Here is a 15452-nt window from a genome sequence, read left to right as displayed (position 1 = left end):
TTAAACCCCTCCAAACTTTATTTATTATTTATTATTACTTCAGCTATTTGAACAGCATTTAATGCAGCACCTTTTCTTATGTTATCAGCAACAACCCAAAGGTTTAATCCATTATCTACACTAAAATCTCTTCTTATTCTTCCAACATATACATCATCTTTTCCAGATACTTCAAGAGGAGTTGGATATTTAAGATTATCTACATCATCATAAACAGTAACCCCTTGTGTATTTTCTAAAAGTTTAACTACATCTTCAAGTTCAAATGGGTTTGAAAGTTCTACATTTATGCTTTCACTATGTGAATTTAATACAGGAACTCTAACAGTAGTTGCAGTTACCTTTAAATCATCAATATGAAGAATTTTTCTAGTTTCATTTATCATTTTCATTTCTTCTTTAGTATAGCCATTTTCTAAAAATACATCTATATGAGGCAATACATTTCCAACTATTGGCTTAGGGAATTTTTTAGGTGCGATTCCCTTCATTCCATCTTCTAAATCTTGTATTGCTTGCATTCCTGCACCAGATACTGCTTGATAAGTAGAGTATATAACTCTCTTTAATCCATATTTATCATTAAGAGCCTTTAATACAGCCATAGCTTGAATTGTTGAACAATTTGGATTAGCTATAATTCCATTATTCCATTTTATATCTTCTGGATTTACTTCAGGAACAACTAAAGGAACTTTAGGATCCATTCTCCAAGCACTACTATTGTCTATAACTGTAGCACCATATTTTGAAAAAATAGGAGCAAATTCTAGGCTTGTATCACCACCTGCTGAAAATAGAGCAAAATCTAAATCTTTAGATTTTATGTTTTCTTCGCAAGTTTCTTCTACTACATAATCTACTCCCTTAAACTTTAATTTTTTACCTGCAGATCTTTTAGAAGCAAAAAGATAAAGATTCTTTATAGGAAAATTTCTTTCTGCTAAAATACTTAAAAATGTTCTTCCTACATTACCAGTAGCCCCAACTATTGCAACGTTATACAAATTAATCCCTCCAATATTTTTCTATAATTATATTCATACAATAACTATAAGTATTTATTAAATAAATATCAAGAGTTATGAAAAAAATAGCGAAAAAAAATAAACTGTTAAAAAACTTTTCACATAATTATATTATTTCGTTAATAGAATAATACATTTTTTGTTTTTAAATGGATAAAATACAAATAAAGATTGGAGTGAATTATATGAGTAAAACACCTTTAAAAAAAATTATAAAATCAAAATTAAAATCAAATAAAGAACTTACAGATGCAGAAAAATTAAGAGAAAAAATAAAATATGAGATAGCAGAAGAACTAGGCCTTAAAGATAAAGTCGATGAAGGCGGCTGGTCTGCACTTACTGCTGAAGAGACAGGAAGAATTGGAGGAATAATGACAAGTAGGAAAAAGAAGCTACATATCCCTACAAATGATGAAATATTAGGAAGAAAATAATCTATAATTATAAAATTTCATTAATTAGTTTGACTAAATCTAGAATTAATTATAATATAATCAGTAGTGTTTTTATAAAGAAAATGGGGGAGTTTTATGGCATATGGTGAATTTGCTAAGATATATGATGAACTAATAAATGAAGATATAGATTATGATAAAATAGCAAAAAGAATTAAAGATATATCAGAAGAACAAAAAATACAAACATTAGACTATTTAGATTTAGCATGTGGAACTGGTAATGTTTCACTTAGAGTAGCTAAAGATTTTAAAAATTCATTTGCAGTAGATCTTTCAGAAGATATGTTAAGAGAAGCTTTTGAAAAGTTTAAAAAAGAAAAGATTAAAAGTAGAATAGTATGCCAAGATATGACAGAACTTTCATTAAATCATAAATTTGATTTAATAACTTGCGTATTAGATTCCACTAATTATATATTAAAAGAAGAAGATCTTAGCAATTACTTTAATAGTGTAGCCAAGCATTTAAAAGATGATGGTATATTTATATTTGATATAAATTCATATTATAAATTATCTACTATATTAGGTAATAATATCTATACTTATAATTCAGAAGATGTATTTTATTCATGGGAAAATGTATTTGAAGATGAAATAACTAATATGTTTTTAACTTTCTTTATTAAAGATGGTGATCTTTATGAAAGATTTGAAGAAGAGCATTTTGAAAGAGCATATAAAGAAGAAGATATAGAAAAAAATCTAGAAAAATGTGGACTACATATATTAGGGAAATATGATGGATATACAGAAGATAGTGTTAGAGATTCTTCAGAAAGAATTCTATATGTAGTAAAGAAAAGAGATGGAGGGAAAACTTATGAAAGATAAAATTATTAGAGGTACTGCTAAAAATGGTATGGTTAGATTCATAGGAGGGATTACTACAAATCTAGTTAATGAAGGAACTTCATTACATGAATGTACACCAGTTGCATCAGCAGCACTTGGAAGAATGTTAACTGCATGTGCACTTATGGGAGTACAATTAAAATCAGATAAAGAAGTTGTAACTTTAAAGATAGATGGTGGTGGAGAACTTAGAGGAGTTACAGTAACTGGACATTCAGATGGATCAGTTAAGGGCTTTATAGGAAATCCAAACGTAGATTTACCACTAAAACCAAATGGAAAGCTTGATGTAAGTGGAGCAGTTGGTACAAATGGTCTGCTTTATGTAATAAAAGATTTAGGATTAAAAGATCCATATGTAGGACAGGTTCCAATATACACAGGAGAAATAGCAGAAGATTTAGCTTATTACTTTACTGTATCAGAACAAACACCATCAGCAGTTTCACTTGGTGTGTTAGTTGATAAGGATCTTTCAATAAAAGCTTCTGGAGGATTTATAATTCAAATGATGCCTGATGCTGATGAATTATTAGCAGATATAATAACTTATAGACTTCAAGAAATGAAGCCAATAACAACACTAATTGATGAAGGCATGACAATAGAAGAAATAATTGAAGATGTATTTTTAGATATGGATCCTAAGATATTAGATAGTATAGAACCAGAATACAAGTGTGATTGTTCAAAAGAAAGAATAGAAAAAGCATTAATAAGTATTGGTGAAGAAGAATTAAGAAATATTTATGATGATGGAAAAGATGAAGAAGTAGTATGTCATTTCTGTAATAGAAAATATAAAATAACTCACGATGAGATAGGAAAATTATTAGAAACATACACAAAGTAAATTTTTAAAAAATAAGGACTGATATCAGTCCTTATTTTTATATTGTTTTGAGGTATTAAAAGAATAAAAATTAAAAAACAAAGGCTCATAGCCTATTTATATATAATATATATTATTTTAATTAAAAAAGTTATAGAATTCTTATTAAATGAAAAAAATAGATTTGATGAAAGGAGCAAAAATTAAATGTCTAATAGAAAAATAAGAGATATTGAAAATAGTTTACTTTATGATAAAAAACCTTCTGAATATTTTGATAAGTTATTTAAAACGAGAGAACTTGATAGAAAGCCACTTGATACTTTAAAAAGATTACGTGATGTTAATCAATCTAAAAAATATCACCCAGAGGGAAGTGTGTGGAATCATACTATGATGGTAGTTGATAATGCAGCTTATTATAGGGAATATGCAAATAATAAAAAAGCATTTATGTGGGCAGCGCTTTTGCATGATATAGGAAAAATTAAAACAACAAAGCTTAGAAAAGGAAGATGGACTTCTTATAATCATGATAATGTTGGATATACTGAAAGTTATGTATTTCTTAAAAGAATGGGATTTAAAGATGAAAGATTTATAAAAGAAGTTCAAAATTTAATAAAATATCATATGCACTTTTTATACATACAAAAAAACTTGCCTTTTGCAAATGAAAAAGAAATGTTAGAAAATGTTGATATTAATGATATGACATTACTATTTCTATGTGATAGATTAGGAAGAGGTGGGCTTAATAAAGATGATAAATTAGAGATAATTGCAAGCATGCATGAATTTTTAGAAAAGTATAAAAAATATTCAAAATCAAACATAAACTTTATAAAATAATAAAAGCTATAAATAATATAGCTTTTATTATTTTAATTTGAAACATTTTAAATAATACAACGTACTATATATAGAAGATTATAGTGTTAATATGCTCCCCCTATCTACTAGCTTAGAATCTGATAAATAAATAGGTGTAATGTTATGTTTTTTTAAGAAGGATATTATTTCATTACCATATTTGTAGCAGTTTAAATTCCCAAAGAAAGCTATCTTATTATCACCTATCATGCCTCCAGTACCGCCTATAAATCCGTAATCAAATCCTTCAAGCAAAATATCTCCAGGTGGAAGTAGCAAAACATCATAATTTTCATCTTTTAATGTATTATATATAACTTTATCAGAAGTGATAAAAGCTTTATTATATATGTTTAAAACTGAACAGTTTGTATATCCTTGACTTACATTTAATATTTTTTTAGTGCTACAATTTTCTAATAAATTTTTATCTGTATATTTAATATTATGCATTATAAATTTATCAGTTATTAAAGCATTTAAAATTATATCATTAGGATATTTGCTATTTAATGAATTACTAGAAAAAATAAAATTTATTGAATGTTTTTTTAATTCTTTTAAAAAGACTTTTTCAATATCTTTATGTACTATTATGGTCTTAGATTCTTTATCTAAGATATTTAATTGAATATCTACATGTCCATCTATTGCATCATATAAAAGTTTAGATTGTGGAACCTTTATGGGTTTAAGTCCTTGTTTTTTTAAATTTGATAATTCTAAGTCTGTTATTCTGTAATCAACAAAAGAATACATAAATACCCTCCTAAATATAAATATATACTTAAGTTACTATTAATATGATAAAAAATCAACAAAACTAGGAAGTTTTACAAAATAACTATAAGTATAGATAGATTGTATTTAATACATACTATTACTAAGAAGGGAGTGAAATTTATGCTTGTGCTGAAGTTAGCGTATATGGGAGAATTAGACTTTATAAAAGAGTTACAAGAATTGAAAACCCTACTAAAAAATAAAAATATAGTAATAGGTTTAGTTGAAAAGATTGAAGGTAATATTCATCTTGTAAAAGTTATGTGTGAAGAAGAGTGTTATAATAGCGAAGTTTTTGAAAAAATTAAGCTATATATAAGCGAATTATTATATGATATAGTGATTAAAAATTATAAAGAAAAAGAATTATTTGAATTTTTGACAGATACGTATTTTTTCTTAAAACAAGATGAAATAATAGAAGTTGAAAAAAATATTATGGATATTTTATATAGAAGAGCAGATATAAAAGATGAAGTAAGTGTATACTGCGAAAATAAGATAAACAAAATAGTTTTAAAGATAAAAGAGTGTTTAGAAGAGAAAAATGAACTTAATATAAATGGATTTATAACGTTTAGGATGAAAGAACTAAAAAGTGATATAGAAAAAATCATAGATAAAATCATAGAAAAATATATGGTGGAAAAAGAATATAAGGAATTTATAAAATTACTAAAATATTTTGTTGATATACAAGAAAGTAAGGTTGAAATTATAAATATTATAATTCATAAAGATGGTGGTTATAATATAGTAGATCAAAGCAATAATGATTTATTTAATCAGTTTATTCAAGAATTAAATGATTGTAGGTTAGGTATAGATGCGAATATAGAAGATGTAATAATAAGTGGACTTATAACTAATGCACCTAAGAAAATTAAAATTTATAATAAAAAGTTCTGTACAAATAAAGAATTCATTGATACAATAGTTAATATATTCGGTGAACGAGTAGGATTTGTTGACGAATATGAACTAAATAATTTTTTATAAAAAATATGTTGACAAAAATAAAATAAGATATTAAAATATATCATGTCAAGAAGAAACAGCCGTTTCTCACCTGCAGCGCTTAATGATAAGTTGTTCGTATGGTTTAGTTTATTTAATGAATTTATTATTGATTAAACAGGACGGCTTTATGCCGTCCTTTATTTATATGTATCTTTGAATCGTTAAACCTGGAGGTGGAAACTATTAGTAAGAATTATATAATCAATGAAAAGATTAGAGAAAAAGAGATTAGAGTAATATCTAAAGATGGAGAACAACTTGGAATATTACCAACTAAAGAAGCTCTTAATATTGCAGACGAGCAAGAATTAGATTTAGTGATGATATCACCAAATGCTAACCCACCAGTTTGCAAAATTATGGATTTAGGTAAGTTCATATATGAACAATCTAAAAAAGAAAAAGAAGCTAAGAAAAAACAAAAAGTCATCAATATCAAAGAAATCAGAGTAAGCCTTACTATTGAAGAAAATGATATTGCAATAAAAGCTAAAAAAGCAAGAAAGTTCCTATTAGATGGTGATAAAGTCAAAGTCACTGTAAGATTCAGAGGAAGAGAAATGCAATTAGGCGATATCGCCCAAAGAATTCTTGACAATTTCTTAGGAAAGCTTGACGATGTTTGTGTTATCGAAAAGCCAGCTAAGAGAGAAGGAAGAAACATGACTATGATTTTAGGGCCAAAAAAGGCATAACTTTTGAGAGGAGGATTTTATCATGCCAAAAATGAAGACACATAGAGGTGCAGCAAAGAGATTTAGAAAGACAGGTACAGGAAAACTTAAGAGAGCTAAAGCTTTCAGAAGCCACATCTTAACTAAGAAGACATCAAAAACTAAGAGAAAACTTAGAAAAGGTGGATACGTATCAGTAGCACAAGAAAAAGTAATCAAGAAATTATTACCATACCTATAAGAGTTTGGACACAGGAGGTTTTGTTAAATGGCAAGAGTTAAAAGAGCAGTTAACGCTCGTAAGAATCATAAAAAAGTATTAAAGCTTGCAAAAGGATACTACGGTGGAAAGAGCAAGTTATTTAAAACAGCTAATGAATCAGTTATCAGAGCATTAAGAAATGCTTATGTTGGTAGAAGATTAAAGAAGAGAGACTACAGAAGATTATGGATAGCTAGAATAAACGCAGCTACAAGAATGAATGGTCTTTCATATTCAAGATTCATGAATGGAATGAAATTAGCTAACATAGATATAAACAGAAAAATGTTATCAGAAATAGCTATAAATGATCCAAAAGCATTTGCTGAATTAGTTGAAGTAGCTAAAAAACACATAAACGCTTAGTTAAAAAGATGCGACTTCGGTCGCATTTTTTATATACAAAAATAAAGTTGAAAAAGGCTATTTATTGAATTTATAAATATATATTAGTATAAGCCTTTGGGGTGATTTTATGAAAAAATTTTTAAAGAGAGGAAATTTAAGTGCAGTACAAATCTTAGTAATAGGGTTTGTTATACTTATTTTAATAGGTGGGATTCTTTTAAGTTTACCGATATCATCAGCTAGTGGAAAAAGTACAGATTTCTTAGATGCTTTATTTACATCAACATCAGCTGCATGTGTAACTGGGCTTATAACCTTAGATACAGGCACATATTGGAGTCATTTTGGACAAGTAGTTATAATGCTACTTATTGAAGTTGGGGGACTTGGATTCATGTCTTTTGCAACTTTTTTTGCACTTATATTAGGTAAAAAAATAACTTTAAGAGAAAGATTAGTTATGCAAGAAGCTATGAATACATTTAACATTCAAGGGTTAGTTAGAATGGCAAGGTATGTATTAGCTTTTACATTTTCAGTACAATTTTTTGGAGCTTTATTATTATCTACACAATTCGTTCCACAGTTTGGACTAGGTAAAGGTATTTATTTTAGTATTTTTCATTCAATATCTTCTTTTTGTAACGCAGGATTTGATTTATTCGGACATTTTAATTCAGTTACAGGATATTGGAATAATATTGTAGTATTATTAACATTAAGTAGTTTAATTATAATTGGTGGTATTGGATTTACTGTCTGGTTTGAATTATATAATTATAGAGGTATTAAAAAACTATCTGTTCATTCAAAAGTTGTAATAGTAGTTTCAGTTGCTTTATTAATTGTTGGAACTATATTAATGTTTTTATTTGAAATGAATAATAAAAAGACAATAGGAGATATGGGATTTGGATATAAGGTTCTTAATTCTTATTTTGCTTCAGCATCACCAAGAACTGCAGGGATGAACAGCGTATCTACTGATGATATGGTTAATGCATCAAAATTTTTAACAGTAATTTTAATGTTTATAGGAGGTTCTCCAGGATCAACAGCAGGGGGTCTTAAAACTTCAACATTTGGGGTTATTATTTTATCAGTTATTTCAGTAATACGAGGTAGAGAAGATGCTCAAGTTTTTGGTAGAAGATTTTCTAAAGAATTAGTTTATAAATCATTAGCTTTGTTAATAATAGGAATGTCAATTGTTATATTAGTTACTATGATATTAACTATTACAGAGCCAGGCGAATCATTTATAAATTTACTTTATGAAGCAACATCTGCTTTTGGTACAGTTGGACTTACAACAGGAGTTACTCAAAGATTAAGTTCAGTAGGAAAGGTAGTAATAATACTAACTATGTACTGTGGTAGAGTTGGTCCTATGACTGTAGTTTTAGCATTATTAAAAAATAAGAAAAAGCAAACACATAAATATCCAGAAGGTAGAATTTTAATTGGTTAGGGGATGAATTAAATGATAAAAAAGCAATTTGTTGTTATAGGTCTTGGTAGATTTGGATCATCAGTAGCTGAAACGCTTTATGGCCTTGGAAATGATGTTCTTGTTATAGATAAAAATGAAGATTTAATTCAAGATATATCAGATAAGGTTACTCATGCGGTTCAAATGGATGCTACAGATGAAGGTGCACTTAGAACTTTAGGGCTTAGAAATTTTGATGTAGCAGTTGTAACTATTGGATCTAATATACAAGCTAGTGTTATGGTTACGCTTTTAATTAAAGAACTTGGTGTTAAGTATATAATTGCAAAGGGTAATAGTGATTTACATGCAAAAGTACTATATAAAATAGGTGCAGATAGGGTAATATTACCTGAAAAAGATATGGGTGTTAGAGTAGCTCATAATTTAGTTTCAGAAAGTATTCTAGACTTTATTGAATTATCACCAGATTATAGCATTATGGAAATAGAAGCACCTGAAGAATGGAAAAATAAAACTATAAATGAGTTAAAATTAAGAAGCAAATATGGAATTAATGTTATGGCTATAAAGAGAGATGATGAAATAAATCTTTCACCTCCAGCAGATTTTATGGTTAAAAGCAAAGATATATTTGTTGCAATAGGCTCTGCTGAAGACTTGAGTAAGTTAGAAGGTATGATAGTTAAATTTAATTAACGTGAGGTATAAATTTTGGTTTATATAGAAAGTAAAAATAATACTATATATAAAGAGACTAAAAAGTTAAAAGATAGAAGAAATAGAAACAAGCAAAAAAAATATTTAATAGAAGGTTTTAGATTAGTAGAAGAAGCACTTAAAGCTAATGCTAATATAGAAACTATATTTTATATTGATGATATTGAAGATAAAGCAACAGATATTATAAGTAAATATAACTATAATGGAAAAGTATTTAAATTAAGCAAAGACTTATTTTTAGAAATTTGTGAAACTGAAAATCCTCAAGGGCTTCTTGCAGTAGTATTTATGAATGATACTAATAAAGTATTAAATGGCGAATTTTATTTGTTATGCGACAAAGTTCAAGATCCAGGTAATCTTGGAACTATAATAAGAACAGCCCATGCATCAGGTATTGATGGGATTATATTAACAAAAGGAACAGTTGATATATATAATGATAAAACAATAAGATCTACAATGGGTTCTATATTTTATGTACCAATAATACAAGATGAAGATTTAAGTGTTGTTAAAGATTTAAAAGAAAAAGGATTTTCAATTGTAGCTACTTCATTAGAAGGAAAAAATGATTTCTTTGATGAAGATTTAACTGGCAAAATAGTTATAACTGTAGGTAATGAAGGAAATGGAGTATCTAATGAAGTTTATGATATTTCAGATAAAAAGGTAAAAATACCTATGCCAGGTGGAGCAGAATCATTAAATGTTGGAGTTGCTACTTCTATAATTCTTTATGAAAGAGTTAGACAGACAAGAACACTATTGTAATTTTAGAAAATATATGTATAATTTTAAGTGTAGTTTTTAAATTAATAAAGCGTTGATCAAGAGAGTAGATATGATTAACTTTTTAAGGGAGAAATAGCCATAGACTGTAAGCTATTTTAAAAGAATTATATTGAAGTTCACTTGGGAGTTCTAACTGTGAAATAAAGTAGCAGTTAGCGGGTAAGATCGTTAAATTTACAAGTTGGGTCTATTTATCATTGTATTTTAGACCAATTAGGGTGGTAACGCGGATAATCCGTCCCTTATTTTAGGGGCGGTTTTTTTATGTTAAATTTATTTGGAATTGTAAGGAAAGGAGAAATTGAATATGCAAGAAAAATTGAAAAATATTCAAGATGTAGCATTAAAAGAAATATCAAATGCTAAAACTTCTTCAGAAGTTGAAGAAATAAGAGTAAAATACCTTGGTAAAAAAGGAGAACTTACGACTATTTTAAGAGGTATGAAAGATGTATCAAAAGAAGAAAGACCAATAATAGGTAAAATGGTTAATGAAGTAAAGGCTGTTTTAGAAAGCACTTTAGAAAATATTTCAAAAGAAATAAAGACTAAAGAAAAAAATGAAAAGTTAGCTAATGAAGTAATAGATATATCACTTCCAGGTAAAAAGAGTAGATTAGGAAAAAGACATCCATTAGATTTAACTCTTGAAAGTATGAAAAATATATTTGTTTCAATGGGCTTTACTATTGAAGAAGGACCAGAAATAGAATACGATAGATATAATTTTGAAGCTTTAAATATACCAAAAGATCATCCAGCTAGAAGTGAACAAGATACTTTCTACATAAATGATAATCTTGTATTAAGAACACAAACTTCTCCAGTTCAAGTTAGAACTATGGAAAATCAAAAGCCACCAATTAAGATGATATCACCAGGAAAAGTTTATAGATCAGATGATGTTGACGCAACTCACTCACCTATATTCTATCAAATGGAAGGCTTAGTAATTGATAAAGGAGTTACATTTGCAGATCTTAAGGGAACTTTAGAATTATTTGCAAAGAAAATGTTTGGAGATAAGGTTAAAACTAAGTTTAGACCTCACCACTTCCCATTTACAGAACCTTCAGCAGAAATGGATGCGACATGCTTTGTTTGTGGAGGAAAAGGATGTAAAGTATGTAAAGGAAGCGGATGGATTGAAATACTAGGTTGTGGTATGGTTCACCCTCAAGTTCTTAGAAACTGTAACATAGATCCAGAAGAATATTCAGGCTTTGCATTTGGATTTGGTGTTGATAGAATGGTTATGCTTAAGTATGGTATAGATGATATAAGATTACTATACGAAAGTGATATGAGATTTTTAGATCAATTCTAAAATATTAAAGTTTAAAAATAGGAGGAAATAAAATGAAAGTACCATATAGTTGGTTAAATGATTATGTTGATATAAATGTAAATGCTACGGAACTTGGGGATTTATTAACTCTTACAGGATCAGCATTAGAAGGAATAATAGTTCAAGGAGATCTTATAAATAGAGTTGTTACTTGTAAGTTTAAATCTATTGAAAAGCACCCAGATGCAGAAAAGTTAAGTGTATGTATTGTTGATATTGGAAATGGTGAAGAACTTCAAATAGTAACTGCTGCAACAAACATGAAAGTTGGAGATGTTGTTCCAGTTGCTCTTCACAAATCAACATTAGCAGATGGAACAGAAATTAAAAAAGGAAAGCTTAGAGGGGTAGTTTCAAACGGAATGTTCTGTTCAGAAGCTGAACTTGGACTTAAGGGAGAAGATGAAGTAGATGGACTTATGATTCTTCCAGAAGATGCTCCTTTAGGTGTTGAAATAAAAGAATACTTAGGACTTAAAAAGGAAACTTTAGATTTTGATATTACATCAAATAGACCAGATTGTTTAAGTATGCTTGGAATGGCAAGAGAAACTGCTGCAACTCTTAGAACAACATATAAAATGCCAAACATGGAGTATAAAGTTACTTCAGATGCTAATATAAATGATGAATTAAGTGTTGAAGTTAAAGATTCTTTATGTAGAAGATACATGGCAAGAGGAGTTAAAAATGTAAAAATAGCTCCATCACCTAAGTGGATGCAAGATAGATTATTAGAAGCTGGTGTAAGACCAATAAACAATATAGTTGATATAACTAATTTTGTAATGCTTGAAATAGGAGAACCTATGCATGCATTTGATAAAAGAGAAATCAAAACAAATACTATAGTTGTTGAAAAAGCATTAGACGGTGAAAAGTTTGTAACTTTAGATGAAACTGAAAGAGAATTAGATAACACTATTTTATGCATAAAAGATGGAGAAAGACCTGTTGCTCTTGCTGGAATAATGGGCGGACAAAATTCAGAAGTTAAACAAGATACAACTGAAATAATATTTGAATGTGCAAACTTTGAAGGAACTAATATAAGAGTTAACTCTAAAAAGCTTGGAATTAGAACAGAAAGTTCTTCAAGATTTGAAAAAGATATAGATCCAAACCTAGCAGAACTTGCATTAAATAGAGCATGTGCACTTATCTGTGAATTAGGATGCGGAGATGTTATGGAAGGAACAATTGATATATATAATGAAGTTAAAAAAGTTTCAAGCATATCAGTTGATTCTAATTGGATAAATAAATTCTTAGGAACAAATATTTCAAAAGAAGAAATGAAAAGATGCTTAGATTCAGTAGATTTAGAAACTGAAATAAATGGAGATGCTTTAGATATAACTATGCCAACATTTAGAATAGATATAGCTATAAAAGAAGATATAGCAGAAGAAGTTGCAAGAATATATGGTTATAATAATATTGAAGGAACTATATTTAAGGTTCAAACTGAAAGAGAACCAAAATATAAAAAAGAAATATTAGATGAAAAAGTTATTGAAGTTATGACAGCAAGTGGATTAAATCAATCTATAAGCTACTCATTTATATCACCAAAAGCTTTTGATAAGATATCTCTGCCAGAAGATAGTGATTTAAGACGTGTAGTTACTATAAAGAATCCTTTAGGTGAAGATTATAGTGTAATGAGAACTACTACTTTAGCGTCAATGATGGAATCACTTTCAAGAAACTATTCAAGAAATAATAGTGAAGCATACCTTTTTGAAATAGGTAAAGTTTATATTCCTTCAGAAGATCCAACAGAAATACCAACAGAAAAGAATATATTAACTGTAGGTATTTATGGAGATGTTGATTACTTAAATATAAAAGGAATAGTTGAAAACTTAATTGAAGGATTAGGTGTTAAGGGAGTTAAGTTCTTAAGAGAAACTGAAAACCCAAGCTTCCACCCAGGAAAGACTGCAAAACTTATTGTTGGAAGAAAAACAGAAGCTGGAGTATTTGGAGAGATCCATCCAGATGTTAACGAAAACTTTGGAATAGAAGTTCCATGCTATGTAGCAGAAATAAACTTAGATGCTATATATGAAAATTCTGAACTTGAAAATAAATATAAAGCATTACCTAAGTTCCCAGCAGTTACAAGAGATATAGCTCTTATAGTTGATGAAGAAGTATTAGTTCAAGATATTGAAGATACTATAAGAAAAGCAGGAAGTAATATCGTTGAAAAAGTAGAACTATTTGATATATATAGAGGCGAACAAGTAGAAGAAGGCAAAAAGAGTATTGCTTATGCTATAGTATATAGAAATGAATCAAAGACATTAACAGATAAAGAAGTAAATAAGGTTCATGAAAAGATTTTAAGAGCTCTTGAATATAAATTAGGTGCTATATTAAGATAATTTACTTATAAAGTAAAGAATTAAAAGAATATAAATTTTAAGAAGGATTAATTGCAAAAATGCAATTAGTCCTTTTTTAAAATAAAAAAATTTTTAAAAATTAATTATCTTTTCACTTTACATAATTGTGAAATACTAAAATATCCAATATAATTATATAAGAGAAATTATATTGGATATTTAAGAGGTGGAATAGTATGGTAAAAATTACTGTTAACATAAATGGTGTGGATTATAATTTAAAAGGAAAAGAAAGCGAAGAATATTTAAGAGATATTGCCTCATATGTAGATGAAAGGATAAAAGAAGTACTTGGAAAAAATCCTATGCTTAGCATATCCCAAGCATCTGTACTTGCAGCTGTAAATATTGCAGATGGTTTATATAAATCAGACGATCAAATAAGAAAATTAGCAAGCATTAAAAAGAATATGGAAAATGAAAGGGCTACTCTTTTTAAGACTATCGAAGAATTAAAGAGCAATATAACTAGATTAAAAGATGAAAATGCTATTATATCTAAAGAAAAAGATAATGTTATAAATGGCTTAAAAGAAGATCGTGAATCATTATTAAAAAAGATTAATGATGTACAAGAAGAAAAGAATAAATTAAGTTTAAGTAGTAGTGAGAATTTAAACAATATAAAAAATAAAGAAGCTGAAATTTCAAAATTAAAGGAAGAAAATAAAGAGCTTAAAAATGAAAATAAAGGTTTAAAAAATAAAAATAATGAAATAGATAATAAGGTTAAGCTTACATTAGCTGATAAAAAGAAGATAGAGGAAGATTTAAATAAAAAGATAAACAAGCTAGAAGCTGAAAATAGAAATAATAAAAAAGAGATGGATAATAAATTATTGAAAAATAAAACTCTATCAAAAGAAATAGAAGAAGTAAAGAAGGAAAGAGAATTAATACTTAAGGATTTAGAAAATATTAGAAGTAGCCAAAATTTACTTAAAGTAGAGGAAAATAAGCTTAAAGATATAATAAAGGAATTAGAAGATAAAGTTAAAGATAATAAAGCTTCAATAGATGAATATAAGACAAAGTATCATGATTCTAAAAATAACTTAAATAAGAAAAATGAGAATTTAAACAAGCTTCAAGCAGAATATTCAAAGCTTAAAGAATTAATGAAAAAAGAAACATCTCAAAAGGAAAAGAGTATAGAAAGCTTTAAAAAGCTTCAAAAAGAAAAAGAGATGGAAGTAAAGAGATTAAAAGAAAAAATAGATATTTTAGAAGAAGAAATAAAAGACAAACAAAATAGCTTAAAGGAAGTAGAAGGAAAAGCTAATAAATTTGAAAATGAACTTAAAGAAAAAACTATTGCATTTGAAAATGAATTAAATGAAAAGACTATTAAGTTTGAGAATGAATTAAAAGAAAAAACAAAAAAATTTGAAAATGATAGAAAGATGCTAATTGAAGCTGGAAAGTCTACAAGAATGGCACTTCAAAGTAATAAGTATAAAGTTCTTGATTTAGAAAAGAAGCTAATAGATTCACAAATTGAACTTACAAAAGTTAAGGCAGAAAATCAACCTGTGTTATTAAAGAGAAAGTAAAATTTTGTACTGAGTAATTTTTCGTTTGCT

At 27.6% G+C, this 15452-nt stretch carries 16 protein-coding genes and 2 other annotated features; of the genes, 14 read left to right on the top strand and 2 right to left on the bottom strand.

The features are described 5' to 3' along the window. Positions 1-17: 17 nt before the first annotated feature. A complete protein-coding gene (locus SPJ33_RS01055) occupies positions 18-1007 on the bottom strand; it encodes an aspartate-semialdehyde dehydrogenase (RefSeq protein ID WP_321116104.1) in 990 nt (329 codons plus the stop codon). 206 nt (positions 1008-1213) lie between these two features. Between SPJ33_RS01055 and SPJ33_RS01050 the strand changes: the two genes are divergently transcribed. The 4 genes from SPJ33_RS01050 (at position 1214) to SPJ33_RS01035 (ending at position 4028) form a co-directional block, all read left to right on the top strand. After that, entirely contained in the window at positions 1214-1465 is a 252-nt protein-coding gene (locus SPJ33_RS01050; RefSeq protein ID WP_321116103.1) for a small, acid-soluble spore protein, alpha/beta type, read from the top strand. 96 nt (positions 1466-1561) lie between these two features. Then, a complete protein-coding gene (locus tag SPJ33_RS01045) occupies positions 1562-2323 on the top strand; it encodes a class I SAM-dependent methyltransferase (RefSeq protein WP_321116102.1) in 762 nt (253 codons plus the stop codon). Then, the gene (gene hslO, locus SPJ33_RS01040; RefSeq protein WP_321116101.1) at positions 2313-3197 is read left to right on the top strand and encodes an Hsp33 family molecular chaperone HslO; all 885 of its coding nucleotides are present in this window, start codon (positions 2313-2315) and stop codon (positions 3195-3197) included. The genes SPJ33_RS01045 and hslO overlap by 11 nt, the downstream gene beginning before the upstream one ends. Before the next feature lie 186 nt (positions 3198-3383). Next, on the top strand, positions 3384-4028 hold the full coding sequence (locus SPJ33_RS01035) for an HD domain-containing protein (RefSeq protein ID WP_321116100.1): 645 nt from the start codon (positions 3384-3386) through the stop codon (positions 4026-4028). 78 nt (positions 4029-4106) lie between these two features. Here SPJ33_RS01035 and SPJ33_RS01030 read toward each other — a convergent pair whose 3' ends face one another. Further along, positions 4107-4808: a DUF6873 family GME fold protein gene (locus SPJ33_RS01030; protein ID WP_321116099.1), complete on the bottom strand. Its 702-nt coding sequence runs from the start codon at positions 4806-4808 to the stop codon at positions 4107-4109. 144 nt (positions 4809-4952) lie between these two features. Here SPJ33_RS01030 and ytxC point away from each other — a divergent pair, with 144 nt between their 5' ends. From ytxC to zapA, 10 genes are all read left to right on the top strand, one after another. Then, on the top strand, positions 4953-5831 hold the full coding sequence (gene ytxC / locus SPJ33_RS01025) for a putative sporulation protein YtxC (RefSeq protein WP_321116098.1): 879 nt from the start codon (positions 4953-4955) through the stop codon (positions 5829-5831). 41 nt (positions 5832-5872) lie between these two features. Beyond that, positions 5873-6000, top strand: a sequence feature (ribosomal protein L20 leader region). A 25-nt stretch (positions 6001-6025) separates the two neighbouring features. Next, on the top strand, positions 6026-6547 hold the full coding sequence (gene infC / locus SPJ33_RS01020; protein WP_321116097.1) for a translation initiation factor IF-3: 522 nt from the start codon (positions 6026-6028) through the stop codon (positions 6545-6547). A 22-nt stretch (positions 6548-6569) separates the two neighbouring features. Then, positions 6570-6767 carry a 50S ribosomal protein L35 gene (gene rpmI / locus SPJ33_RS01015; RefSeq protein ID WP_321116096.1) on the top strand — a complete coding sequence of 66 codons (198 nt, stop codon included), beginning with the start codon at positions 6570-6572 and terminating at the stop codon, positions 6765-6767. Positions 6768-6794: 27 nt separating this feature from the next. Further along, a complete protein-coding gene (gene rplT, locus SPJ33_RS01010) occupies positions 6795-7154 on the top strand; it encodes a 50S ribosomal protein L20 (protein WP_321116095.1) in 360 nt (119 codons plus the stop codon). Positions 7155-7263: 109 nt separating this feature from the next. Next, positions 7264-8607, top strand: a complete 1344-nt coding sequence (locus SPJ33_RS01005) for a TrkH family potassium uptake protein (RefSeq protein ID WP_321116094.1) — start codon at positions 7264-7266, stop codon at positions 8605-8607. A 12-nt stretch (positions 8608-8619) separates the two neighbouring features. After that, the gene (locus tag SPJ33_RS01000) at positions 8620-9288 is read left to right on the top strand and encodes a TrkA family potassium uptake protein (protein WP_321116093.1); all 669 of its coding nucleotides are present in this window, start codon (positions 8620-8622) and stop codon (positions 9286-9288) included. A gap of 15 nt (positions 9289-9303) precedes the next feature. After that, a complete protein-coding gene (locus SPJ33_RS00995; RefSeq protein ID WP_321116092.1) occupies positions 9304-10086 on the top strand; it encodes an RNA methyltransferase in 783 nt (260 codons plus the stop codon). A 43-nt stretch (positions 10087-10129) separates the two neighbouring features. Next, positions 10130-10353: a binding site (T-box leader), on the top strand. Between the two features lie 61 nt (positions 10354-10414). Further along, on the top strand, positions 10415-11434 hold the full coding sequence (gene pheS / locus SPJ33_RS00990; RefSeq protein ID WP_321116091.1) for a phenylalanine--tRNA ligase subunit alpha: 1020 nt from the start codon (positions 10415-10417) through the stop codon (positions 11432-11434). 32 nt (positions 11435-11466) lie between these two features. Then, positions 11467-13848, top strand: a complete 2382-nt coding sequence (gene pheT / locus SPJ33_RS00985; RefSeq protein ID WP_321116090.1) for a phenylalanine--tRNA ligase subunit beta — start codon at positions 11467-11469, stop codon at positions 13846-13848. A 197-nt stretch (positions 13849-14045) separates the two neighbouring features. After that, entirely contained in the window at positions 14046-15422 is a 1377-nt protein-coding gene (gene zapA, locus SPJ33_RS00980; RefSeq protein WP_321116089.1) for a cell division protein ZapA, read from the top strand. Positions 15423-15452 lie beyond the last annotated feature (30 nt).

Source organism: Clostridium sp., assembly GCF_034179595.1.
GTDB lineage: Bacteria > Bacillota > Clostridia > Clostridiales > Clostridiaceae > Clostridium.
The sequence above is the reverse complement of the archived record's forward strand: the minus strand, read 5'-3'. Positions and strand labels throughout refer to the sequence as shown.